The sequence below is a fragment of the Argonema galeatum A003/A1 genome, assembly GCF_023333595.1.
Lineage (GTDB): Bacteria > Cyanobacteriota > Cyanobacteriia > Cyanobacteriales > Aerosakkonemataceae > Argonema > Argonema galeatum.
The window spans coordinates 1-24,351 of record NZ_JAIQZM010000034.1 but is presented as its reverse complement, the minus strand read 5'-3'; the positions used below and the strand labels follow the sequence as shown (position 1 = coordinate 24,351).

The following is a 24,351-nucleotide window of genomic DNA, read 5'->3' as shown; positions in this document are numbered from 1 at the left end:
GACCGAAAAACGCGCCCGCAAGCCCCTATCTTTTAAGTACGGGGTAAGGGCGCTTGTGGCTTTAGCCACAGTCAAATATTCTTCATACCAAACAATCGCAATAAAACTTAATAACAATATATAGCTAAGTGCTGTATATTAAATGATCTGGATAAAAAATTCAAGTCAAATCACAATGTCGTCTATTCTTGCTGCTACCATGTCGTTTGGTGTCCTAAGTATCGGCGCAAAGTTTTGATTAACGGAGTAGATATTCGACTTAAACAAATATTACAGTCGGTAGCATCGGAATTTGGGGCGAATATTCGGGAAATGGAAATTATGCCAGATCATGTTCATGTTTTGGTAGAGATAGATCCACAATTCGGAATCGCCAAACTTTTAAGATATATGAAAGGTCGCTCATCACGACTGCTGAGGCAAGAATTTTCTTGGCTAAAAAGTAGACTTCCGACATTGTGGACTAACAGCTATTTCTGTGCTACGGTAGGCGGCGCACCATTGGAAATTATTAAACAATATATTCAAAACCAAAAAAATATTTAATGCTTTTAGCTTATAACTACCGACTCGACCCTTCTTTGTCTCAAGAAAAAGAGATGGAACAGCACGTGGAAATGTTGCGGTTGCAATACAATTTTAGGGTGCGAGAAAGAGAACAAGCTTATAGACAAGCTGTATTTCCCGTCATGGGTGATTACTGTGATATTTATACTGGCGCTGAATGTACTCCACTCACTTGTTCAGTTTCTAAAAATGCTCTTTATGGGAATCCTTGGGCAACAGATAAAAAAGGAGTGAGCAAAAAGCGGAATGCTTTAGCCCAACAAGATGCAGATTTACCTAATCTAAAATGTGAGCGGACTTGGTATAAACGCATTCAACACCATGTCTTGCAACAAATGTTAAGGCGGGTTGATGACGCATTTAAAAGATTTTTTCAAGGGTTGGGAAAATTTCCTAAACCTAAGCGTAGAGGACAATATCATTCATTTAGTTATCCCCCAGGTGATGTCAGATTCACAGGAAATAAAGTGAGATTACCGGGAATTGGTTGGATGCGTTTTTATCAATCTCGATTATTCCCATACGGGTTTAAAATCAGAACTGTTACAGTGAAACTTAAGTCGGATGGATGGTATATTTCAGTACGATTAGAAGATGAGTCAGTACCGAATATGCCATTGCCATCTGAAATTACATCAGCGATTGGTATAGATTTAGGTATTAATAAAATTCTCTCCATTAGTACGGGGGAAATTGTCAATAATCCTAAATTTTATACCCAACAAGAACGACGACGAAATATCAGAAGCCGTGCAGCTAGTCGAAAAATAAAAGGCTCTAAAAATCGGCGTAAGGCTTATAAATATCTAGCACTGATTGAAAATAAAGTTGCTAATCAGCGGCAGGATTTTCAATGGAAATTAGCCCATAAATTAAACTCAAAGACTAAGTGTTGTATGATCTTTGAAGACTTAAACGTTAAAGGGATGATGAAAAGATGTTCACCTAAAATTGATGAAGAAACAGGCAAGTATGTAGAAAATGGACAATCAGCAAAAACGGGCTTAAATAGAGCTATTTGGGATGCGTCTTGGGCTTCATTGAAAGAGAAAGTTAAAGTAATAGCTGCAAAGCTAGGCAATCTATTTCACGAAACCAATCCTAGATATTCATCTCAAGAATGTTCGGTCTGTGGTTATATCAGCCCCACAAATAGAGACAAAGAAAAATTTGTTTGTGAGTCATGTGGTCATATAGCAGATGCCGATGTAGATGCGGCTGTAGTTATTAGGCAACGCGGACTTGCTGAATTAGGAATTAAGTTACAAGTACGGGAGGTCATCCCGGAATTAACGCCCAAGGATTTGCCCAATATGAATTGTGAGCAAGAGCATCAACAGCAGTATGTTGAGCCTGGGAAGCCTCTAGAAATCAAACACTGAGCCTGTCGAAGTGCGGGATTTTTGGAGAGCGTGGACTCTCAGCGATGAGGGTCAGAATCCCCCGCATTCTATGCGTGGGGTTCTTCAATAAAAATGCCTTGCTACCCTCAAAAGGCTTAATATTTTTGATGGAGTCAATAAACGCTTTCGCAAAAACATTAGCAACAACAATGCCCCTTTGTTTTCCGTCTGTCCCATAAATGGGAGTGCTGTAGCGAATAACTGGCTTGTAGGGAACCTCAATTTTACCTTTCTCCCGATTGAGGTTGACAGGAGAAACATAGACTTCTCCTGTTTTTAACTGCATCGTCTTGATAAAATATTCAGTCTGAGCTTTGTTTTGTAGTTCGGTGGTAGGAATCACTTTACCCTGGACTCCATCTGAATCTACACGCACCATTTCGTTACCGTTTTCATCCAAATAACGTAACTGCATATAATAGGGTTTAACCTTAGCCATCTCCAGGAATATGGCGTTTAGCTGATTAGTCCAATTTTGGTAATCGAGATTGTCTTTGTTGTCAATTTCATTTTCTCTAGCGATCGCAATTTTTTGAACTGGTGGCACTTTGCTAAGAAACAAAACATCTTTGTCGATACTATCTAAAAAATCTTGAATTTTTTCAGCATTGTAAGTTAATACATAATTAATCTGATTCAAGGCTGAATTAGTCAATGCCTGAGTTGAATTATACGTGCCATACCAGCCAATAATTGAGACTGGAATAATTGTACTTAAAATTAGCATAACCAGAATTTTATTCTGGAGTTTTTTGAAAAAATTTAAATTCATGGAGATTTTCCTGAAGAAGCTTAATTTTTGCGTGCATTTCTGAGCGGAATCAAAAAATTGGATCGATCTGAAATCTGAAATCTGAAATTGTCCCTCTAGCTGACACCCATTGCCTTCAGAGCTTGGGCCGCTTCATTGAGTCTTTGGATGCCAACTTTGGTTTGAGTAATGCCACTGGCAGTTTGTTGGGCACCGGAGTTGACGGTGTTCATGGCAAAGACGACTTGTTCGATCGCGATCGCTTGCTGTTTAGACGTGAGCGAAATTTGTTGTGAACTTATGACAATACTGTTGACAGCAGCGACAATACTTTCAAACCCCCCTTCCTTTTCTGCGATCGAGTTAGCATCAGTGATGCTTTGAATAGTGACTAAAAGGCTATTAATTTTCTCTGCCGAGCTTTTACTCTCGTCCGCCAATTTGCGAATTTCACCAGCTACTACTGTAAAGCCTTTACCATATTCTCCAGCACGCACCGCCTCAATGGTTGCGTTTAATGCCAGCATATTTGTCTGACTTGCCAATTGGCTGACAATGTTGGTAATTGTACCAATTTGGTAGGTTTGTTCGCTCAAGCGGGCTACTTGGTGAGCGACACGACGCGCTGCTAGGGTGGACGCTTCCGCTTGTTCTACGGCTTGCCTAGAAGAAGCTCCCAACTCAGTCATTGTAGTGGTGGTTTGATTTACCGAACTTGCCTGTTGGTTGGCAATGCGTTCCTGCTCCTCAACTGTGCTGGTAATTTCGATCCCAGATGTAGAAATTATATTAACGACACGGCTGATCGATTGGAGGATCTGCTTGCTTAAGAAGAAACCCAAAATAATAGCTGTGAGCGGGCCAATTGTCATCCCCACAAGCACCCAAAATTTAGTCTGGCTGATATCCAGATTCGCTTCCTTATTACTATTATTTGACTGCTCTCGGTTGTTCTCCGAGTTTTTTACTAATGATGCTGATACCATCGCAGACGGAACACGATTAGCTCTTCCTTTCTGACTAAGTTTGTTAAAAACGTCCATAGCAGCTTTAGCTGCTGTCATTTCTGGCGAATTACTCTTACCCTGACTGATTAACTGTAGCTGTCTTTCAAAAGGATTCAAAATTCCCAGCTTCTCGAATTCTTGATTAATCTGTAAAAATTCTTCATGACTCTGCTTCCATTTATCCCAATCCTGAATCACTTGTTTGTATAATTTTTCTTCCTCTGAAGTGCGTGGAATCGGTTCGTATTGCTTAAAGCCATCGTTGATCTGTTCCCAAGCTCGATCCATTCTGGTTAATTCAGCTTGCCTATCTGCTTGGGTTGCCTTAAGATTAAGGAGCGCTCGCTCTGAGGACTCAATTTGCGTTTGTCCTTCGTTGATTTTCCATAACCCCTCAATACTCGGTAGGTTATTTTGACCTATATTATCGATGTGTGCGCTCAACCGGGAAGTGGAGTCATACCCCACCCAGGCAACTACTAACACAATCAAGCCCATCATTATAAAGGCACTCATCAGTCTCGTTTGTAACTTCATGTTCCAAAACATACTATTTCTCCTGCTTTTTGCTTGCTTCAACAGAGTTACGGCGTTTTCAACTGAACTTATACATTAAAGGTGAGCTACATTTTATAGCTAGGGGCTAGAGAAAGTTTTGAGTTTTGAGTTATAGCAACCGCCAAGGCGATTAGGGCAGTAGGGGCGAAGCATTCGGGTAGTAAATCTTCGGTTTTAACCAATAAATTATATGCCCGAATGCTTCGCCCCCTCCCCAGATTTATGGCTTAACCGCCTTGGCGGTTGCTATACTCCCCTCCCGCCAAAGATATTGCATATTTTAAGTCTAAAGTCAAGGCTATACTGAGATATTTGTCCTACTCTCCATCAGTCCTAATCAACTAAGTTGTTTCCTACCTAATCCAAAATTCAGGTTGAACTTTCTCCCAACTCCCCCAGTCTAAAGGGACAGTTATTAACCATTTAGGTTTTGCTCATGCAATCGAAATTATTTGCGCTGATAGGGACTACCGCCGCACTTGCGATCTCCACGGGTTTGGTCGCTTCAACTCAGGCTACCCCAGTTCCTACTTCTTCAGGTCAGCCAATGGTTCTAGCTCAGGGAGGAATGGCTTCTCTGAATCTCACTTCCGATCAAAAAACACAAATGGGACAAATTCGCGAATCTACTCGCACTCAGATCGAAGGTATCTTAACACAAGAGCAGAAAAATCAATTGAACGCCGCCAGGGAACAGATGAGAGCGCGTCGGCAGCAAGGAGGTCAAGCCGGTCAACCAGGTCAACCAGGTCAACCAGGTCAACGCGGTCAACGCGGCCAACGCGGTGAAATGTGGTCTTCGCTGAATCTCACTCCCGAACAAAAAGCACAAATGCAACGAGTCAGGGAGGAATCTAAGCAACGAATGGAAGCTGTTTTGACTCCAGAGCAGCGCCAACAAATGCAACAGATGCGTCAAAATCGTCCAAATCGCCGTCAGGCTCAATAATAACGCAAGTTGCTAGTTATATAGTTGAGGTTGGTATTAGGTACGTTGTTGCGATGCCGCGCTCTTATTACAACTGGGATAAGAGCGCGGTATCGCAACAACATACCCAGAAAGCAAGTAAAAGGAAAAAATTATGCCAACTAAACAAGATTGGGAATGGTTAGCAGCCGGTTCTGAATATCAAACTGCACAAGCAATCCAGCAACTCTTGCAGGAGGAAAAGTGGATGGAAGCAAGCGTTGGCCTGTACGAACTAATTGAATCAATGGGAAAATCGAAAAAATTGGCGCTGAAAAGCCAGCTAATTAGACTGATGGCTCATGTTATCAAGTGGAAATGCCAGCCGGAACGCCTGGGTTCTAGCGGGGCTATAACTATTCTTTCGGCTCGTCGAGAAATTGAAGATATTCAGGAGGAAATTCCCAGTTTGAACCGAAATTTTATTGAATCTGTCTGGGATAAATGTTTTAATGCCGCTGTGAAAGAAGCTGAAATTGAAATGGGTAAGCTGTGCGAATTAACTTCGCTTTCTTGGTCAGAAGTGTTTGAGGAAGAGTACATATTGATCGAAGGAAAAAATCATGCCAACTAAACAAGATTGGGAATGGTTAGCAGCCGGTTCTGAATATCAAACTGCACAAGCAATTCAGCAACTCTTACAAGAGGAAAAGTGGATGGAAGCAAGCGTTGGCCTGTACGAACTAATTGAATCAATGGGGAAATCTAAAAAATTGGCGCTGACAAGCCAGTTAACTAGATTGATGGCTCATGTTATTAAGTGGAAATGTCAACCTGAACTTCGGAGTTCCAGTTGGATTATTACCATTCGTTCTGCACGTCAAGAAATTGCAGATATTCAAGAAGAAGTCCCCAGCTTAAATCGTAATTTTATTGAATCTATCTGGGATAAATGTTTTAATAGAGCGGTGAAAGATGCTGAAGATGAAATGGGGAAGCTGTGCGAATTATCCGCTCTTTCTTGGGAGGAAGTCTTGACCGAAGAGTATGCTTTATTTAAACGAAATTGAGACGATTTTTAAGAGTAAAATTTGGTTTAAAAATTTAATCTTTTTGCCTATTGCTATTAATTGATTTTTATGCTAATATGTAAATGTCATAATGCGAATCTGTTCGCTCATATAGCTCAATCGCTATATTGTTATATTATCAAATTTTCATAGTCTGGAATGCTTGCTACACAAGGACTGGCGGACAGGGATGATTTAGATGGTGGAAGCGCGTAGAGTTTCGCGCTGTAATTCCAGCAAATCTCGAATACCTTTTTCGGCACAATCGAGTAGTTGGTTGAGTTGGGAACGGCTGAAAGTGCCATCCTCAGCGGTTCCTTGGATTTCGATAATGCCGAGATTTTCATCCATCACGACGTTGAAATCTACCTCAGCGGCGACATCTTCAGGATAGTTGAGGTCTAAAAAAGGCTCACCCTGCAAGAGTCCTACGGAAATAGCGGCGACTTGGTGACGGATAGGCGATCGCACCAACTTTCCCTGCTCAACCAACTTTTCCATAGCATCGGCGAGTGCCACAAACCCGCCAGTAATAGCAGTCGTGCGCGTACCCGCATCCGCCTGCAAAACATCCGCATCGACAATAATGGTACGTTCTCCCAGCGCCTGCAAATCTAAAGAGGCTCTTAAACTGCGTCCGATCAAGCGCTGAATTTCCTGAGTGCGTCCAGACAATTTCAGAAATTCCCGTTCGTGGCGTTGAGGAGTTGCGCCTGGGAGCATTCGGTACTCAGCAGTCAGCCAACCCTTGCCCGTACCTTCCAGAAATTTCGGCACGCTCTCTTGGATACTCACATTACAGAGAACTTGGGTGTCACCGCAATGGGTAAGGACAGATGCCGCAGCAAAGCGAGTAAAATTTCGCTCAAAACGAATCGGTCGCAATCGATCGGGTTGTCTGCCATCAGGACGCTGCCAGGACATCGCTTTTGCCTCAAAATCGAAATTCACGTTACAGCATAGCCCGAATACTCAGCTTTTACATCCTTATTCTCAGATACTTTTAATAGACCTCTCCAGAAATTAAAGGTGCTAACCCTTGAACCCTTGTAGAGTAGAGACGTTGCATGCAACGTCTCTACATTCTTTGAAAGGAGAGGTCTAATGATCGACGATCGCTCAACCTGGGGACGATCGAGTAAAAGTCCGGCTCTCAAGTTTCTGCAAGATGTCTTGCTGCACTTTTTCTGGAGGTTGGTTGCCGTCGATGGAGAGTAGACGTTGGCGATGTTCATAATAATCCAGAATGGGAATAGTCCGCTCTTGGAATAATTGAATGCGACGCTTGATGATTTCCGGTCGATCGTCGGGAAGACTACGCGCCACAGATCTACTCATCAACACCGATTCTGACACATCCAACCAAATTGCCCAGTCGAGGTGTTGTCCCAAATCGTCTAACAAAAAATCTAATTCCTCAGCTTGGAAAGCAGTGCGCGGATAGCCATCGAGTAACCAACCGTCGGCGACATCAAATAACAGCAGCCGCAGACGCATAAACTCAATCATAGCTGGATCGGGTACTAATTCGCCCTTTTCCACATAAGCCTGCGCTTGGATACCTAATTCGCTCCCGGATGCGATCGCACCCCGCAGTATATCCCCAGTAGAGATAGAAGGGACATTCAGATGGGTTGATAGTCGTCGTGCCTGAGTTCCCTTACCTGCACCTGCGCCTCCCAAAATTACCAGTCTCACAGCATTCTACTCCAAGAGCAAGTGGAATCCTTGAATCGACTCAAGCTTACCATCAAACCTGCGATCGCTCTTTCCCGTGCTGGAGCGCCTCGTCAATTCTGCTCAAACAGAGAGATTTTGACTTCCTTTGGCTCTTGACGTACTTATATATATAGTGTTTTACTATGTAAACCAATCTAAAATTGCACTAGATATTGTTAAGCGAACCGGATAGGCGGCATTTTGCGTGCTGTCAAATTGTTCGTTACCCATCAATGGTTGATATATGGTTGCCCAGCTAGAAACTCCCACTCTTAATACTGAACGTCGCCAACTCACCACAGTTGAAGGACTGCTGCAAGTCTTCACCTCATCTCACCGCACCTTTTTTACCAGCGTCATGGCGCAAGCCCTGAGAATTGCCGGACAAGGAACCCCTGTTTTAGTGGTGCAATTCCTTAAAGGGGGAATTAATCAGGGATACGATCGTCCGATGCGCTTAGGAGAGTATTTAGATTGGGTTCGCTGCGACTTACCCCGCTGTATCGACACGCCACATCTGGACGATGGAGAAATGCGATCGCTACAACAGCTGTGGCAGCACACGCAAAAAGCTATATTTGAAGGCAAATATTCTCTAGTCGTTCTCGATGAACTGAGTTTAGCCATTACCTTTGGCTTAATCCCAGAAACCGAAGTGCTGGAAGTCATCAAAAGACGCCCCAGCCATGTGGATATTATTTTGACAGGCCCAGAAATGCCAGAGGCGATTTTGGATATAGCCGATCAGATTACAGAGATGCGTAGAAGCGATCGGCCTTAATTTGACGAAACTGATAATGGTTTCGTTAAATTCCGTAGTTTGCACTCCTGTAGAACGCTCTTAAGCTGAGTCAAAGCATCCTCATAGTCATAGAATTGAACCTCATGGATGACAGTGGGGATGCCGCGTGGAAACCTCGATATTACTTTACCTTTTTCGTATACAAGAATGATGGGTATAGAATTTGTTTCCGCATAAGCTAATTCCATCCCCACGCCAAGAGAAGGATGGCCAACGTAGGCAATAACTAAGTCGGATGCACTGACTTGGTTTTTGTCTGTCTCGAAAACCTGACGAGGGGTGACATCAGGATTATTGATAGGATCGGTGTTTACATGGGGAACATAAGCCTGAAAACCCATTTCTTCGCCAACTAAGGCAATGGCTTCATAGAAAGCTTTGATTTCTGCTGGTTGCTCAATACCTGTCAATGGGCCAGATATGTATACTTTCCCTATGCTTATTGTATTCATCATTTAGATATGGGTTTTAAGAACCTGTCATAAACTATAGGAGCTATCACAGCTAAAAATGCTGCTATAGAAGCACCTATGGTTGGATTAATAATAGATGCTCCAATCCCAACTATTAAAGCTACGACACCCAAAACAATCAATAAGAAAGTCCGGAATTCATTGGCCTTTTCTATCCCTTGTTGTTCTTTATTTTTTTCTTTTTCTATTCTTTCTTTTTCTGCTCTGGCTATACCCAAAAGTTGCTCCCAAAGCTCTTCCCGGTTATTAGATGTGTCCCGATTTGCTTCAGATGCAAGGTCTACTCTATAGAAACAAACTGTGCATAAACGCTCTTCAAATCTGAGTTCTGTAGAGCTATTACGATTGTTATGAATTGAAATTAATAGTTTACCTGTCCAGCCGGGGTCTATAGTAGTCGATATATCAGATAAGCCCTTGGTAATAATCTTGGACACTATCGAGTGTACGGTAGCTGAAACCTTTTTAGAGAGGCTGATAGATTCTAAGGTTCTAATCACTACCGTATCATTAGCATCAATCTGAATCTTTCCATCTCTTTCAATTTCGATAACAGACTTTTTATTCCAAGAAAATCCCTGTTTTCCTACTCTTAAGTCATACCCAACAGGGGTGAGGGAGCTTTTATCGAAAGGTTCTATTAGTAGTCCGTCTTGCGGATTTTTTTGATAATCGTCTAATGCTTTCTCTATATCTTTATCGCTAAACATTGTCAAGCTCCATTAATATTAGTTTTAAAGTTTTGTAAGGTAGGCAACGCCCACCAGAAATTTCGCAATTCTAATAAAACGCTGTATTACGTCTCGACAAACCTGGCAATCGATGTGGGATTGAGCAGAAATAAAGCCGATTTTTTTGCCGTATCCTCAGATAGCTGGATTTGTTTTAACGTAACTAGCCCATCGTTGATAAATGAATCTCTGACAATAGCGTTGTTACCGCCGTTAAAGGGAGTTTCGTAAAAAACTTCCCCAATTCCTGCTGAAATGATTAATTTTAAGCAGGAGAGACAAGGTTCTAAGGTGACGTAAATACTAGCACCATCAGTAGGTATACCATGTTTGGCAGCTTGCGCGATCGCATTTGCCTCCGCATGAACCGCACGCGATGGCATATCCTTGCTAGCATCGCAGCTACTTAGTCCAGGATAGCAGAATCCTTGGGCAGTACAATGAGCAGAACCGGAAGGCGAACCATTGTAACCTGTTGCTACAACCTGCTTATTTTTCACAATTACAGCGCCAACTGGGAAAGCAAGACAAGTTGAACGAGTGGCTGCCAGTTTAGCCAACATTAGAAAGTATTCATCCCAGGTTGGTCTTTGAGAAGATTCGTTCACTATTACCTATCCTGAATATATTGTTTACCCGTTTTTAAACAATCGGCTGCTTTTTGTAATTCCAATCCTAAATAGCCAGCATGATCTGGACGGATAGCCGGAGAAGCATTGCAAATTTCCCTTATAAGTTTTAGTGCATCTTTGCTGGAGTAACGAGCAACTATTTCCCCGCTTCCGGGAGTTGTTTGAGAAACAACTATCTTATTATCTGCAATTTCAATTAAGAAATTTCCAGATGGGTCGCAGTAGTCCATCTGTTTGCAAATAGCAGAATACTGCTGTTTAATCAACCTATCTGCATTCTCCCATGTATCGTCATATATATGAGCTGACTGGCTAACTGTAATCAGTGGCCCCATTTTTAGAGTGTAATGAGAACGGTTGACAATTTCATCTCTGATATGCTTTTGCAGTGCCCTAAGCCCCATAGCATTGGCAACCCATGCTCCAAACATATCGTTACTTCTGAGCGTGGCTGTCAGACTAAGTTCGCCATTCACGACTCTTACCCAAATGTGGTTCAGGCATGGTGAACCACTATGCTGATGATCGGAAGTACCATCTGCTCTGCGGTTAATATTTCCGCCCGAATCCCAGAGATTCATGACAGCGCTAGCAGCGTCTATTTCTCCGATGAGCTTCTGAATTACATCCTCAATCTGGTCGCGTCCAAACCAAGACCGGAGTCTTTGTGAGTAAGTATACTTCACACCCTCTATATAAGTAGAATCTTCTAAAATTTCAGGAATGTAGTTTTTGATAGTTTCTGGATCGACGGGTAAATAATTTGGTTCGGGAAAATAGAAATCTTCAGGTTCATCAGTAACAACAGCCATTAAATCGATCAATTCTTGAATATATCCATCGTAGCCAGTAGGCCGAATTGTTCCATCTCTTTTAATTCGATGAATGATTTTCACCCAAGTTTCTGCAATATTCTTGCCTTCAATTCGATGTCCGTATAGTGGCCCTGGTAGGACAGTTGGGGCTACTTCAACTTGGGGAAATTCTAGGGACTTCCCCCACGGCTCAACAGCATCTTTTTCGACACAGGACTTTACTTGAGTTACTGCATCAGTAATTGATTTTGCTTCAAAACATTCTATAGATTGCCGTAACTTCTCTAAAGCGCTAGCTTCAATTTCAATATCAATGTAACCTGTTACTCTAGATTTAATCACCCAGGAATCGCGCCCGGTATCGCTTTTTCCCGCCGCAAAACCGTTACAGAAAAAGTCTCTTAGGCACTCGCATCCGCCAGCATTGTTGTCTTCTTTTGTGGCGTTTATAATAATTAGATATCTTACGTGTGGATTGGCTAGCAGATTCCTAATCAGGAAACTAATGCCTCTAGTTGGAGAGTAAAGCTGACCAATTACAGCATACTCATGCGATCGCAAGTGTTTAGCGATCGCATCTTTGACTGTCCACCCACTCACCACCGCCGCTTGCCCAGTCCCGCAAATCAACTGGTTGGGCTTGTACATTGCCTTGTATTGGTATTGGGTTGCCTGACCCGTTGCTATCATGATTGGCTTAAAATAAGAAAAACTACCAACCTACGATTATAGACTGGTCTAAACATTTCTATAAACTATTTAATTTAATCGCAGTCTGGACAAGCAGAACAGCTTTTTTATGAATTTTTGTAAAGTTTTCTTGCTATATAAGCATTATTGGCTTATATAGGAAGTTTTTGTAGGCAAGAAAAAATTGCTTATTATACCATAATAGTTAGCCATAGCTTAAAAATCTTTACTTTGAAAAATAGGACTCTCAATTACTTAGCAAAAGTATTTTCAATAAAATTTACTATCTTCTGGTGAACAGCACTTTTCTCCTCTGTCCCATCCACCTGCAACGCCAAACCTTCGTACTTGCTAAATATATCTTGATAATTCTTGCTGACTCTAGCCAGTTTCTCCTCATTTTCGTAGATGTCTTTGACCGATCGGTCCCTTATCCTTGTCAGCGCCACCTCAACAGGTATATCAATATATATTACCAAATCTGGATTGGGGAATCCATCATTCAGACTGCTGACCAATTCCCAATCTTCTTGAGTATTCCAATGATACGCTAAAGAAGAAAAAAAGTATCTCGTACTAATTACCGTAAAATTATCGTCGATCAACTTAAATACACCATCAACTTCATTAAATAAATGATCGTATCTGTCAGCAGCAAATAAATAAGCCATCTGTTCGTCAAACTTCTGACTATCATTAACAAAAAATACTCTTCTTTTCAGCGCTTGTCTGATCAAATTACCAACAGGCCCATTAGAGGGTTCGTAGGTAACTACTGCTTGGTAACCTTTCGCTGTAAAATAATCTTTTAGCAGGTTAGATTGCGTCGAAGTGCCAGAACCATCAATACCTTCAAAAACTATAAACAAATTTTTCATTTTATGTAGTTACTAATTTTCTCAGCAAAAAGTGGCATTTTAATCTCGCTCAGCTTAATAATTCATTCACCGCCACGCTAAAACCTTGGAGAACACTTTGAGTGTTAACTACATCATTTGGATTCAACAAAAACCAACGTTCTGGCGTCTTAATCAAAACTAACTTTTCTTCGGGAAACAGCAACCAGACTTCCTGACAACCTGATTCTAAATATTCCTTAGCTTTGGCGAATAACTCCTCAGCACTGTCATCAGGAGAAGCAACTTCCGCAATTAGCGAGAAACTTTGGGGACATACCGTAAACTCCCCTAACTGCTGTAATAATTCACCAGTAATATAAGCTACATCAGGACGGCGAGCTTGTTTGTTAGTTCGACAAAGTGCTTCTGTCACAACTTTCCCTCCCGCTCCGTTAGAGAGGACATAATTTTTCCAGCAATAAGTAAGTTCAGCTTGAGCCACACCATGCTTGAATGTCATTCCTGTTTTCTCCACTAATTTGCCATCAACCCACTCCATTCTCTCAGGTGGATGGAGTATAAAATCTTCGATGGAAATGAAGTTTTGCGACTGTAAATCAGCCGTGATTTTTTCGTCTGACTGGAAATCTTCGGGAAGATTTTCTGTTGCTTGTAGTTCGGCTGGAATCGTTGGTAAAACTGTACTAATTACCATTGCTACTACCTCATATTTACAACTTAAATTACCATCCAACTGCTGATTATTGGACTCACTCACCTACACAGATTTACCTGAAATTGAAAATTGATATAACCCCCGTTCAGAGCAATGCTTCTACTAAACCTTGCGCTTAATCAGGATTAAACAATTTCTGCCATCTTGCGATCGTTTGTAAAGCACTTCGTCTGCTATGCGTCGCATCAGGAACCAGCCAACTCCGCCTTCCTGGGCTGTACCTGGCTTATACTCCACTAACGTACTGGGATCGAAAGGTTCGCCTCGATCCCAAATTCGGATTTCCAGACATTCATCCCATAGAGTTAACTCAATGTCAATAGGAGTCTCTGGAGGTAAACCTTTATGGGCGTGGCGAACTGCGTTGGTAAAGCCTTCGACGAGGGCTAACTTAAGTTCGTCGAGGGCTAAGTTGAGGCGATCGCTTCCATCTGCCACCCAGGAAAGCTTACACTTATTCTGGAAGCAGAATCGATCGAACCATTCCAGTACCTCGTTGAGCAAGTTCAAATCACTCTTAACTCTCAGATGGTCTTTCTGCAACATTCCTGGGCTTTTCCACCATTTTATTGAAGTATGGAGCATATTCAATACCCAAATTTCAAAACTTGTTTGCCACTACTGATTAATACTTAATGGTGACATAGAAGGGCGAAAATTTGCCAAGCCTAAGTAGCGAATACCCTCTGGTTTGGTGTCAAAGCGGCATGGCAAAACTTCTAAGCCGATCGCAACTGCCTCTCTTAACATTTTGCCATAAACTGGATCGGCACAATCTCCAGGCGCGAACTCAGTACAGTCGCCACGATCGATCAGATAAAGCATCACCGCCCGCGCTTGCGGCAAAATCCCCATCAGTTCCCGCAGATGCTTCTGTCCCCGCGTCGTTACCGTATCGGGAAATAGCGCCAGCCTCCCTTGTGCCCAAGTAGTATTTTTTACTTCTAAATATATAGGTACTTCGGGATCGCTTCCCGTCAGAAAAAAATCTACCCGACTACTTTTATCCAAACCGTAAATTACTTCTCCTTTAATCTCGCTGTAATTGCCCAGTTGTGGAAACAAATGTTTTTCCAAAGCTAACTTTACCACCTGATTTGGTAAAGCGGTATTAATTCCTACCCAAGTCGGTTCGTTATCGCAAACCTGAATCATCTCCCAAGTGTAGGGCAGTTTGCGTTTAGGATTGTTACTTAAGGAAACCTGCACCAAACTTCCAGGAGTGCAAACCCCGGTCATTGGCCCAGTATTCGCGCAATGAGCCGTAATTACCTCGCCTGTAGCTAATTCAATATCTGCAAAAAATCGCTTATAACGTTTGAGCAAAATGCCAGGATAGAGAGTTGGGTAACGGTAAATCCAATCAGATGTCATCAGCTAAACCCTACATTCTTTTTTTTTCATTGCCAAAGCAGCTAAGGCATCTAGCTTAATCTTTGATAAATACATTTGTTTTGCTAAATCTGGGGGGATAAATCCAAAATTTCCAAAATCAGTGATGTCCATAAAATTTTCTAAACTGGGTAAGTCGGAATAGAAAGTTTCGGTGGACATAGTTTTCGGAATTGCCAAATTCACGATTGAATAGTAGAACTACCTTTAATCATTTTTAACTGTTCGTGTCTGTAAACAAAAAACCCTCTCGAACTCTGGCTGGAATTGCGGGAATTGTCGCAGTCGCCACTCTGATTAGCAAAGTGTTTGGTTTGGTGCGCCAGCAAGCGATCGCAGCCGCCTTCGGAGTCGGTGCAGCCGCCAACGCCTATAGCTACGCCTATATTCTCCCAGGTTTTTTGTTAGTCTTGCTGGGCGGTATCAATGGGCCATTCCACAGCGCGGTTGTCAGCGTATTGGCAAAGCGGGGCAAACAAGAAGCCGCTTCCATTGTAGAAACAATCACCACCATTGTCGGTGCAGGACTGCTGCTGGTGACGATCGCGATGATTATTTTTGCAGAACCACTCATCAATATAGTGGCACCGGGGCTAAATGATACTCCCGGGGTTAGTCCGCTTACCAAAACGATCGCCATCCAACAACTTCAGATTATGGCACCGATGGCATTGCTAGCTGGGCTAATCGGCATTGGTTTCGCCACCCTTAACGCCGCAGATCAATACTGGTTACCCTCCATCAGCCCTTTATTTTCCAGCATTACAGTCATCGGGGGACTTGCCGTTTTAGCCATGCAGCTGGGCCACAAAGTTACCCTACCCGAATACGCCATCCTGGGAGGACAGGTTTTAGCCGTAGGAACGCTTACGGGTGCTATCTTGCAATGGTTAGTACAAGTAATTGCCCAGTGGCGATCGGGTTTGGGGACATTACGCCTGCGCTTTGACTTTCAGCATCCAGGAGTGCGCGAAACGCTCAAACTTATGGGCCCAGCCACCTTTTCCTCCGGCATGATGCACATAAACGTTTACACCGATTTATTCTTTGCCTCCTACATCCCTCAAGCCGCCGCCTCCTTAAGCTATGCCGGACTCTTAGTACAAACGCCTTTAGGAATTATCTCTAACGTTCTCTTAGTACCCCTACTGCCCATATTTTCCCGACTTGCCGCCCCAGAAGATTGGCCGGAATTAAAACTGCGAATTCGCCAGGGATTAGTTCTCACAGCCCTTACCATGTTGCCTCTCGGTGCGATCATGGTGGCATTATCAGTGCCAATTGTGCGCGTAGTTTACGAACGCGGTGCATTTAATCGGGAAGCATCCAGTTTAGTAGCATCTCTGCTAGTTGCTTACGGCATCGGGATGTTTTTCTACCTGGGGCGGGATGTACTGGTGCGAGTATTTTATGGCTTGGGCGATGGCGTCACGCCGTTTCGGATCAGTATGGTGAATATCTTCCTCAACGCCTTGCTGGATTATGTCTTGATCGAACCTTTCGGCGCACCTGGTTTGGTTTTTGCCACTATGGGCGTAAACTTTGCCTCGATGGTGATGCTGTTATGGCGGCTGAATCAAAGACTCAACGGTTTGCCCTTGCGGGAATGGGCGATGCCGTTGGGAGGTTTGGCAGGTGGTAGCGTTATTGCTGGTTTCGTCAGCTGGGGAACGAATTACGGCTTGCAACAAATTTGGGGCAGTGAAGGCTTTTTGGTGCAGTTGCTGCAACTGTGCGTAGCTGGCTTAGTCGGTTTATGTTTGTTCGGTTTCTTTGCTACCAAGCTGAAGTTGCCAGAAGTGGATATTTTTGTGGCGCGTATTCGCCAGAAATTCTTTAAATAGCAGTACAGCCCTTTTCAGGTGCGTGATATCGTTTCCGGTTGCATCGTTAGTACATGAGTGAGGTCGTCCAATTTTCTGCTGTCATCGTTGGTTAAATTTTTACCGCAGATGAAGACAGATACACGCAGATGAACGCAGATAAGAATAAGAACAGGAGTTTTTTAGGTAACCGATGCGTAAGGACATGATATGAGGTAAAGAGAAACCCGGTTTCTTCAAGAAACCGGGTTTCTGGGGTACACCGATACTCCTACATTTTCCGCTGATATTCTTCGAGGATATCCATCAAATTGACCTGGCTGGCCGTGGGTATCATATCTGCCAACGGAATCTCGCGCCGTCCGCCTAACTTGACGGGGATATCTTCCAGAATTTTTAGTACTTTGCTTTCTTCTAGGGAATTATCCGCCAGCATGGGATAAACTCGATCGGCTACGACGGTATGCAAATGGGCTTCCCGCAAGAAGAGATGCCATTTGGCAATGTCGATATAAACATTTTCGCCGATTTCTGCGGCTAGCGCTTCGATCGCTTCTGAGGTGTTGGTCTTAGTCATAGGACTTACTCTGGTTAAAAGCTACTTCGATCCTAATCGAATCAACGCTAATCCCAGAGTAAATCCCCAATTGGCAAGAGTCTTGAGTCTATCCTTGGGGGGATTTTGTGGCTGTGTTCTGGGATGGAATTGTCGGTTCGGAGTAGTCTGCGATCGCAAAAATATACACCGCATGGGCAACCAAAACCAGCGCCCAGCCGCCTGTTACCCAGTTTAACCAAGGCCATTCGGCATTCCGCAAGTTGTGGAAAAACCACAAACCGGAATTAGAAGCGGCAAAAATTCCGACATGAATAGCAAAGTTCATGCGATCGTCCAATTTGCGGTAGGCGGGTTCATTGCGATCGGGTTTGCGGGGCCAACGAGGAGGCATGGAATATCTCTAATGAGTGGAACAAAGTTAGTACTTAACTAAATTGTAGGATAAGACTGAATAATTCTTTTGATTGAACTGATAAAGTGATAAAAACTGCGGGAGCGTGTGTTTTCAATATTCAAGTAAGGTGCTATCATTCGCGAACCGTTTATCTTCTGGTATTCAGGTACAAGCGATTTCAATTCTTTTGATGGACTGCCAAGCTCATCGGGATTTCGGAATTTTTTTTGATTTTGTCGTGGGGAAAGATTGGTTTTATCATAAGCTTTTTCCACCGCCTCTAAATCAGCAAGATACCAGCTTTCCAGTTCGCGACAGGCAATCCGGACAATCGCTTCAGACTTATTTGCTTCTTCGCATTTTTGTTTAAGTTTGGCTTTAATAGCTTGACAACCCCCAGAGTCCCGATCGCGCAGTATGATGAATGTTGCATCAGGATTCTTATATGAGCGGAGTTTTCCTACCATCTGCTTTTCAAGGTCTTGCTTACCCTCAAAAACAATATATCGAACAACTATGTTTAGTTCTTCGTTTAGTTCTTCTGGTATTAGATTCGGTAGAATACCTTCAATCATCGCTTTTGCGGATACTTCTTCGAGTAAAAAAACAAGCTCTCTCATAGCGGGTCAGCCCCTTCAAAAAAACCCTGTCGCCAGAGATAGCCGAGTTTATCTCCATCATTCATATAGGTTGTGATTTGTTTATCATCACTCGCTCGCTTGACAACTGTGTAACCTCTTTCCTTTTTTAGCCAGAATACCTCTTCAAGTTCGCAACCATTTAAAAAATCAGGGGAATGAGTGGATACAAAAACTTGACCGCCTCGGCGTGCATAATCCCTGAATTCTTCAGCAAGTTCGTTAAGAAGCTTAGGGTAAAGCTGATTTTCTGGTTCTTCCACGCATAGCAATGTATGAGGCTTTGGATCGTACAAAAGCACTAAATAGGCAAACATTTTGATCGTTCCATCAGAGACATACCGCGCCAGAAAAGGATCTTGAAAATCGCCGTCCTTAAACCTAAGTAATACGCGCCCGTCTTCCGTAATTTTTGAATCAACCTCGCTGATCCCAGGGACTCGCTGTTTGAGCTTTTCAATTATTTTCTGGAAAATAGCAGGGTGTCTATTATAGAGAAATTCTGTCACCATCGCTAAGTTTTCACCCTCTTTTGATAGGTGTTCTGCATAACTCGATTCCCTTTCTGGTCGCGCTTGCTGGATGTGAAAATCGGAAATATGCCAGTTTTCAAGCAAATCACCAATTGCTTTACTTGCCGGAAATTTTTCAAATTGTGCCAAACCTTTTAACGCCAGAATATCTGGAGACTTAAGTTCGTGTTCTTCCCGTTTTAACTCTTTGGAATCAGTAATTCGATCGGGTTCATTGATAACAGCCTGTCCCTTGCCTTTGGAAAAATCAATAAACCGCCAAGGCTGACCTTTACTACCCCTTCGGTATTGGAGAATCTCTTTTTCTATTATAGGACGACCATCCTCTTCGTTGATTTTCAAATAATAGGTAACTAATGGTGATCGATCATCTTGACGAAATTTTAATTCAATTTCTATCGGGCCATTTGAATTGCGGCTTCTTACTTCCTGAAATCCTCTCCCGCCTCCTAATTTGGTGAAGGCAACATGAACGTTATCAGTTAAAGCATCTTTGAGAAAACTGAAGACGTTAAAAAGTGTTGTTTTACCCGTGCCATTCGCACCGACAAAAACGCCCATTTTAGGAATTTTCTTAATTTCAACTTCTTTGAAAGCTTTAAAATTTGTTAGGCGGATACTTTCTATTTTCATAACTGACCATTAAACGCTTTTTGCAATAATGAACCAACATTCATCGCCATCTTACTCTTCCCGCAAATAATCGCCTGATTTTCCACCCGTCTTACTCACTAAGCGAATTCCCTCAATTATCATCCCTTTTTCTAACGCTTTTGCCATATCGTAAAGTGTCAGCGCCGCTACAGAAACTGCTGTCAGCGCTTCCATTTCCACCCCGGTTTCTGCCTTTGTCTTGACTTGGGCTTGGATTTGATATCCCGGTAATTCGGGGTCAGGGGTTATTTGCACTTCGACTTTTTGTAATGGTAAGGGATGACACAGGGGAATCAACTGGGATGTCTGCTTCGCCGCCATGATTCCAGCTAACCTCGCCGTCCCCAGCACATCCCCTTTAGGGGCGTTACCAGTTTCGATCGCATCAAATGTCTGGGGCAACATCCGCACTCTGGCGGCAGCTACAGCCGATCGCACTGTTGGCGGTTTGGCTGAAACATCCACCATGCGGGCTTCTCCGCGATCGTCTAAATGAGTCAAAGATGAATTTTCAGAAAAATGTTGCGTCATACGAAAAGCCTGTGTTATTATAAGTTTCTGGCAAGGGCTTGTAGCTCAGTGGACTAGAGCACGTGGCTACGGACCACGGTGTCGGGGGTTCGAATCCCTCCTAGCCCGTCTAAAAAAAAGTAAAAAGGTAAAAGGCAAAAGAAACAATCTTTTGTCTTTTACCTTTTTACTTTTCGCTTTTTAGTTCCCCAAAGGCATAGAGATCCCTTTCTCTACCCAGGGCGAACTTGAGAGAATGGTGTAAATCTTTGCTGCACTGGGTGATGAAAACAATCATCCCTAAAATAGAGAGTCCCGTACTGAGAACAAAGATACCGCGATAGCCGATCGACTCGATCGTAAAACCAAAGACTGGCCCTGCGATCGCAACTCCCAAATCGAACCCGCTAATGCAGATGGCAAAAATCCGTCCTCTTTCCAGGGGAGAAGAACGATCGGAAAGCAGCGCCACCATCATCGGTAACAACGTTCCCGAACCCGCCCCTTCCAAGATACCGCCCAGCAAAAAGGCGATCGCACTTTTAGCTTGCGACAGCATCAGCATCGCCAAACAATATGAGAAAATACTGGCTGTGATAAACAGTCCGCGTCCGTAAACGTCTGAGGCGCGACCGATAAAGATGCGGGAAGTAAAACTGGCTAGTGCAGCTGCGGTGTAAAACCACCCAGGATTCAAATCAATCTTTGTCTCTGTAATGTACAAAGGCACAAACGTAGTCAACGCGCCAAAAGCAAAACCAATCAGCAGCAGCACCAGAGACGGAATCAGCAAACTGCGATCGGTCAAAATTTTCCACAATGGTTTGACTGCCACTTGAACAGAAAGATCTGGGTTATCTTCTAAGCCGATTACCTGCTTCCTTGCTTCTCTAATCTGAGTGACACCTACTAAACTGATGATTCCTAATGCAGCTGCGAAGAGAAACAAGCGATCGTAACCAGCGCCAGCTTGTAGCAAACCGCCAATAGCAGGGCCAAGGGCCATCCCAATCGGAGCAACAAGGCTCATATAGCCAATCAACTCACCCCGCTTACTTATGGGCGACAAATCCACCACAAGAGCGCTATAAGCGGTCGTAAAAGCGGCAATACTGATGCCGTGAAAAGCCCGAATTCCAATCAGCATCGGGATTGACTGCACAAACAAGTAGCCGAAAGGAGCTATAGCAGCTACAGCCGTACCCACAATTAATACCAGTTTCCGACTGCGGCGATCCGCCAAACGTCCCAACCAAGGCCGAAACAACAACAACCCAATGGCAAAAGAGCCCATGACAATGCCAATTTGGCTAGCGTTACCGCCTATGTGCTGAATGTAGAGCGGTAGCGTCGGCAGCAAAGAAGCCAAACTCATCCAGAACAGTAGCCCAGAACCAAATAAAATCAGTAGATTGCGGCGCTGGGGCGGCTCAAGCGTCCAAAAAACTTTCAACTCATTTTCCCCTTTGTCAATAGTCAACAGTCCTTAGTTTTCAACCAATGACAAATGACCAATAACTAACTTACTATTAACTATTCTTAACGATCGGCTCTACAACTTGCCTCACCCGGTAGATTGGTCTTCCCTGAGATTCGTGATAGGTTCGCATCAACAGCTCGGCGAGTAACCCAAAGCTAAACAACTGCACACCAGTTAACAAAAGCACCACAGCCAAAATCAGTAAAGGTCGATTCCCAATCACTTGTCCCAGTCCAAGTTTTAGGAAAGTCAGATATCCCCCCAAAAGTATTCCCAAAAGCATCGAAAGCAGACCCAACAGACCAAAAACGTGCATCGGTCGCGTCAGGAAAGTCTTCATAAACCAAATTGTTAACAAATCCATCAACACCCGGAACGTCCGCCCCAACCCATACTTGCTGCGACCGTAGCGACGAGCGTGGTGTCCCACCGGCATTTCCGTAATTCTCGCCCCTTCAATGTAAGCTAAAGCAGGCAAAAATCGGTGCAACTCGCCGTAAAGGTTCATATCTGCCACCAATTCTGTCCGATAAGCTTTCAGAGAACAGCCGTAGTCGTGTAACTCCACACCAGTAACCCGCCCAATCAGCCAGTTGGCGATTTTGGAAGGAAGCAAGCGAGTAAGAGTGGCATCCTTTCTGTGCCTGCGCCAACCACTAACTAAATCGTAGCCTTCTTCCAACTTTGCCAGCAGTCGGGGAATATCAGCCGGGTCGTTTTGCAAATCTGCATCTAAAGTGACGATCGCTTTACCACGCGCATACTTAAATCCTGCCGCCATCGCCGCCGTTTGCCCGTAGTTGCGACGCAGCAGCACAGCTTTTAGATCCTCGCGGATGGTAGCCTGTTGTTTGAGAAATTCAGCCGACCCATCTTTAGAGCCATCATCCACACAGATGATTTCGTAGGATAATTGGCTGGAGGATAAAATTGTGGCGATCGCCTCCAGTAAGTGGGGCAAACTTTCCACTTCGTCGCAAATCGGTACAACCACCGATACTTCTGGAATCACCCCAGCAGAAAGATTGTTTCTTGCTGCTGAAGAAGCAGAAAATAACGAAGTATTCATCATAGCCAGCCTTTTTGCCTCACACCAACGAGGTAGTTATATCACATAGCTCGCTAAAAGACCGATTCGGCTACCAACTATCGCCGGGGCGTTTCGGCCCCCCTAACCCCCCAAGGAGAGGGGGTAAAATCTGCTCCCCCTCTCCCTTGCGTTGGAAGAGGGGGTTAAGCATCTGTGTTCATCTGTGGTTAAAAATATCTTTAATAGACTTATTGCCAAAATACGAATCTCTAATTTTTTACCGCAGATGAAAGCAGATGAACGCGGATAAACGCAGATGAATCGGATGAAGTATATTGACTGTGGCAATCTTTTCTAATTTACTAACGGTTGATAGCTTTTTACCACTCGCCCATATCTTCGCAACTGCCGATAATAAGACTGACTAACAGCATCCCCCTGTTCCGACAGCACATCGATGCCAATACCATTCCGGCCCATATTTTCACCCGAACTGTGGATGTAAGACCCATTTCCGAGGTAAAGTCCTACATGAGTGGCTTTCTCTTTAGAACCAAAAAATATTAGATCGCCTGGTAGCAGTTCTTCAATAGGAATTGACTGAGTAAAAGCTTCCTGCTGATAGGCATCTCTAGGTAACCAAATCCCAGATGCCGCAAACGCTGCCTGCATCAGCCCAGAACAATCGTAATTTGGCCCCAACGTCCCACCCCAGAGGTAATAATTCGGCTGTTTCATGGCGTTTTGGGTAAAGGCGATTACTGCGGGTAATCGATCGCGGATTTCTGCAACAGAAAGAGCGATCGCACGATAAGGCGTCGTCGCTTCCTGAAGCTGGCTCAAATCTGCGATCGACACCCACCCCGGATAATCATCCTCGCACAGGCAGACCTCAACAGATTTATCCCCATTCCGCGATACTACTCGCAGATGACGCCCAAGATTCGCCTGAGTTGCCAAACGGTTACAGCTTGGGGAATCATAGACATTTAGGTTTGCTCGACACCTGTACTCAATCAATTTGGGATTGCTCATAGTTCACGTGGCGTGATTCATAGTTCATGGTTCGCGGACGGGGATGCAGCCACGAACAACGAATAATTTACCATAAACAATCTACAATATGGATTGCATATCTCTTGTTTCTAGTATGCCAAATTATTAATATTTGGGGAGATACCATTCCCCAATATCAAGGAAAAATCAAGTTTTTTTATTGGGCAATGCTTTGCCCTTGATACCTGAACCAGAAGCTTTGATTCCAGTTTATTAGGAAAAGTGCAAATTTTATACTACCATTTAATGTATCGCGGTATGCAATACATATAAAGTAAACAAAAGCAATAACTATCCGCTTAACGGAATCGGAGTAAGATAGTCTCTATTAGGTACGCTCTACAAACTGGCAGAAGTCAAAGTGAATCGATCGGCTCTTACATTAGAAGTCGGGAACGTAAGTTATAGCAAAGTGCTGAGTGCTTCGGCTTTAGTGCTGAGTGTAAACACAGGGCTCTTTCGGAGTTGTTATGCTTTTGTTCAAAACAATAACATTTTTATTCTCCTGCTCCTCTGCTCCTCTGCTCCTCTGCTCCTCTGCTCCTCTGCTCCTCTGCTCCTCTGCTCCTCTGCTCCTCTGCT

Annotated in this window: 28 protein-coding genes and 1 tRNA gene; 8 read left to right on the top strand and 21 right to left on the bottom strand. The window is 43.6% G+C overall.

Going from position 1 to position 24,351, the window contains the following annotated elements:
- The first annotated feature begins 147 nt into the window (after nt 1–147).
- On the top strand, nt 148–546 hold the full coding sequence (gene tnpA, locus LAY41_RS25500) for an IS200/IS605 family transposase (protein WP_249104390.1): 399 nt from the start codon (nt 148–150) through the stop codon (nt 544–546).
- Entirely contained in the window at nt 546–1,949 is a 1,404-nt protein-coding gene (locus LAY41_RS25495) for an RNA-guided endonuclease InsQ/TnpB family protein (RefSeq protein ID WP_249104273.1), read from the top strand. The genes tnpA and LAY41_RS25495 overlap by 1 nt, the downstream gene beginning before the upstream one ends.
- On the opposite strand, the gene LAY41_RS25490 is transcribed toward LAY41_RS25495, so the two are convergent.
- The gene (locus LAY41_RS25490) at nt 1,939–2,697 is read right to left on the bottom strand and encodes a cache domain-containing protein (protein WP_249104271.1); all 759 of its coding nucleotides are present in this window, start codon (nt 2,695–2,697) and stop codon (nt 1,939–1,941) included. The two genes, LAY41_RS25495 and LAY41_RS25490, sit on opposite strands and share 11 nt — an antisense overlap.
- Before the next feature lie 140 nt (nt 2,698–2,837).
- The gene (locus tag LAY41_RS25485; protein ID WP_275974402.1) at nt 2,838–4,265 is read right to left on the bottom strand and encodes a HAMP domain-containing methyl-accepting chemotaxis protein; all 1,428 of its coding nucleotides are present in this window, start codon (nt 4,263–4,265) and stop codon (nt 2,838–2,840) included.
- Nucleotides 4,266–4,722: 457 nt separating this feature from the next.
- Between LAY41_RS25485 and LAY41_RS25480 the strand changes: the two genes are divergently transcribed.
- The 3 genes from LAY41_RS25480 (at nt 4,723) to LAY41_RS25470 (ending at nt 6,263) form a co-directional block, all read left to right on the top strand.
- Complete coding sequence (locus LAY41_RS25480; RefSeq protein WP_249104265.1) at nt 4,723–5,235, top strand: Spy/CpxP family protein refolding chaperone; 513 nt, start codon at nt 4,723–4,725, stop codon at nt 5,233–5,235.
- Nucleotides 5,236–5,368: 133 nt separating this feature from the next.
- Nucleotides 5,369–5,827: a DUF29 domain-containing protein gene (locus tag LAY41_RS25475; protein ID WP_249104262.1), complete on the top strand. Its 459-nt coding sequence runs from the start codon at nt 5,369–5,371 to the stop codon at nt 5,825–5,827.
- Nucleotides 5,817–6,263, top strand: a complete 447-nt coding sequence (locus LAY41_RS25470; protein WP_249104259.1) for a DUF29 domain-containing protein — start codon at nt 5,817–5,819, stop codon at nt 6,261–6,263. The genes LAY41_RS25475 and LAY41_RS25470 overlap by 11 nt, the downstream gene beginning before the upstream one ends.
- Nucleotides 6,264–6,458: 195 nt before the next feature.
- Here LAY41_RS25470 and rph read toward each other — a convergent pair whose 3' ends face one another.
- Both rph and LAY41_RS25460 read right to left on the bottom strand, forming a co-directional pair.
- Entirely contained in the window at nt 6,459–7,187 is a 729-nt protein-coding gene (gene rph / locus LAY41_RS25465; RefSeq protein ID WP_249104258.1) for a ribonuclease PH, read from the bottom strand.
- A 195-nt stretch (nt 7,188–7,382) separates the two neighbouring features.
- On the bottom strand, nt 7,383–7,961 hold the full coding sequence (locus tag LAY41_RS25460; RefSeq protein ID WP_249104255.1) for an adenylate kinase family protein: 579 nt from the start codon (nt 7,959–7,961) through the stop codon (nt 7,383–7,385).
- A 265-nt stretch (nt 7,962–8,226) separates the two neighbouring features.
- On the opposite strand from LAY41_RS25460, the gene LAY41_RS25455 reads away from it, so the two are divergent.
- The gene (locus LAY41_RS25455; protein WP_249104253.1) at nt 8,227–8,763 is read left to right on the top strand and encodes a P-loop NTPase family protein; all 537 of its coding nucleotides are present in this window, start codon (nt 8,227–8,229) and stop codon (nt 8,761–8,763) included.
- Here the strand turns inward: LAY41_RS25455 and LAY41_RS25450 are convergent.
- From LAY41_RS25450 to LAY41_RS32415, 9 genes are all read right to left on the bottom strand, one after another.
- Entirely contained in the window at nt 8,760–9,239 is a 480-nt protein-coding gene (locus LAY41_RS25450) for a nucleoside 2-deoxyribosyltransferase (RefSeq protein WP_249104250.1), read from the bottom strand. The genes LAY41_RS25455 and LAY41_RS25450 overlap by 4 nt on opposite strands.
- Nucleotides 9,236–9,967 carry a dCTP deaminase domain-containing protein gene (locus tag LAY41_RS25445; protein WP_249104247.1) on the bottom strand — a complete coding sequence of 244 codons (732 nt, stop codon included), beginning with the start codon at nt 9,965–9,967 and terminating at the stop codon, nt 9,236–9,238. Before LAY41_RS25445 ends, LAY41_RS25450 begins: the two co-directional genes overlap by 4 nt.
- Nucleotides 9,968–10,053: 86 nt before the next feature.
- On the bottom strand, nt 10,054–10,596 hold the full coding sequence (locus LAY41_RS25440) for a deoxycytidylate deaminase (RefSeq protein WP_338023052.1): 543 nt from the start codon (nt 10,594–10,596) through the stop codon (nt 10,054–10,056).
- Nucleotides 10,597–10,598: 2 nt separating this feature from the next.
- Entirely contained in the window at nt 10,599–12,083 is a 1,485-nt protein-coding gene (locus LAY41_RS25435) for a thymidylate synthase (RefSeq protein WP_249104243.1), read from the bottom strand.
- A gap of 293 nt (nt 12,084–12,376) precedes the next feature.
- On the bottom strand, nt 12,377–13,003 hold the full coding sequence (gene tmk, locus LAY41_RS25430; RefSeq protein WP_249104239.1) for a dTMP kinase: 627 nt from the start codon (nt 13,001–13,003) through the stop codon (nt 12,377–12,379).
- Between the two features lie 49 nt (nt 13,004–13,052).
- Nucleotides 13,053–13,742 carry a Uma2 family endonuclease gene (locus LAY41_RS25425; RefSeq protein WP_338023051.1) on the bottom strand — a complete coding sequence of 230 codons (690 nt, stop codon included), beginning with the start codon at nt 13,740–13,742 and terminating at the stop codon, nt 13,053–13,055.
- A 60-nt stretch (nt 13,743–13,802) separates the two neighbouring features.
- Nucleotides 13,803–14,246, bottom strand: a complete 444-nt coding sequence (locus LAY41_RS25420; protein WP_249104236.1) for an ATP-binding protein — start codon at nt 14,244–14,246, stop codon at nt 13,803–13,805.
- A 72-nt stretch (nt 14,247–14,318) separates the two neighbouring features.
- Entirely contained in the window at nt 14,319–15,074 is a 756-nt protein-coding gene (gene sfsA, locus LAY41_RS25415) for a DNA/RNA nuclease SfsA (protein WP_249104235.1), read from the bottom strand.
- A gap of 3 nt (nt 15,075–15,077) precedes the next feature.
- A complete protein-coding gene (locus LAY41_RS32415) occupies nt 15,078–15,206 on the bottom strand; it encodes a hypothetical protein (RefSeq protein ID WP_275974394.1) in 129 nt (42 codons plus the stop codon).
- A 113-nt stretch (nt 15,207–15,319) separates the two neighbouring features.
- Between LAY41_RS32415 and murJ the strand changes: the two genes are divergently transcribed.
- Complete coding sequence (murJ, locus tag LAY41_RS25410) at nt 15,320–16,936, top strand: murein biosynthesis integral membrane protein MurJ (RefSeq protein ID WP_249104232.1); 1,617 nt, start codon at nt 15,320–15,322, stop codon at nt 16,934–16,936.
- 250 nt (nt 16,937–17,186) lie between these two features.
- On the opposite strand, the gene LAY41_RS25405 is transcribed toward murJ, so the two are convergent.
- The 5 genes from LAY41_RS25405 to moaC form a co-directional block, all read right to left on the bottom strand.
- Nucleotides 17,187–17,492: a DUF3181 family protein gene (locus tag LAY41_RS25405; protein ID WP_249104228.1), complete on the bottom strand. Its 306-nt coding sequence runs from the start codon at nt 17,490–17,492 to the stop codon at nt 17,187–17,189.
- Between the two features lie 88 nt (nt 17,493–17,580).
- A complete protein-coding gene (locus LAY41_RS25400) occupies nt 17,581–17,865 on the bottom strand; it encodes a 2TM domain-containing protein (protein WP_249104225.1) in 285 nt (94 codons plus the stop codon).
- Between the two features lie 38 nt (nt 17,866–17,903).
- Nucleotides 17,904–18,488, bottom strand: coding sequence for a DUF4276 family protein (locus LAY41_RS25395; RefSeq protein ID WP_249104222.1), 585 nt, complete (start codon nt 18,486–18,488; stop codon nt 17,904–17,906).
- Nucleotides 18,485–19,672, bottom strand: a complete 1,188-nt coding sequence (locus LAY41_RS25390; RefSeq protein ID WP_249104220.1) for an AAA family ATPase — start codon at nt 19,670–19,672, stop codon at nt 18,485–18,487. The genes LAY41_RS25395 and LAY41_RS25390 overlap by 4 nt, the downstream gene beginning before the upstream one ends.
- Nucleotides 19,673–19,723: 51 nt before the next feature.
- Nucleotides 19,724–20,224 (bottom strand): cyclic pyranopterin monophosphate synthase MoaC, encoded by a 501-nt coding sequence (gene moaC / locus LAY41_RS25385; RefSeq protein ID WP_249104217.1) that lies wholly within the window; start codon nt 20,222–20,224, stop codon nt 19,724–19,726.
- 34 nt (nt 20,225–20,258) lie between these two features.
- Between moaC and LAY41_RS25380 the strand changes: the two genes are divergently transcribed.
- Nucleotides 20,259–20,332, top strand: a tRNA-Arg gene (locus LAY41_RS25380).
- Nucleotides 20,333–20,390: 58 nt separating this feature from the next.
- Here the strand turns inward: LAY41_RS25380 and LAY41_RS25375 are convergent.
- The 3 genes from LAY41_RS25375 to LAY41_RS25365 form a co-directional block, all read right to left on the bottom strand.
- Entirely contained in the window at nt 20,391–21,683 is a 1,293-nt protein-coding gene (locus LAY41_RS25375) for an MFS transporter (RefSeq protein ID WP_420840348.1), read from the bottom strand.
- A 49-nt stretch (nt 21,684–21,732) separates the two neighbouring features.
- Entirely contained in the window at nt 21,733–22,752 is a 1,020-nt protein-coding gene (locus tag LAY41_RS25370) for a glycosyltransferase family 2 protein (protein ID WP_249104383.1), read from the bottom strand.
- A 315-nt stretch (nt 22,753–23,067) separates the two neighbouring features.
- Nucleotides 23,068–23,748, bottom strand: coding sequence for a C40 family peptidase (locus tag LAY41_RS25365; RefSeq protein ID WP_249104214.1), 681 nt, complete (start codon nt 23,746–23,748; stop codon nt 23,068–23,070).
- Nucleotides 23,749–24,351 lie beyond the last annotated feature (603 nt).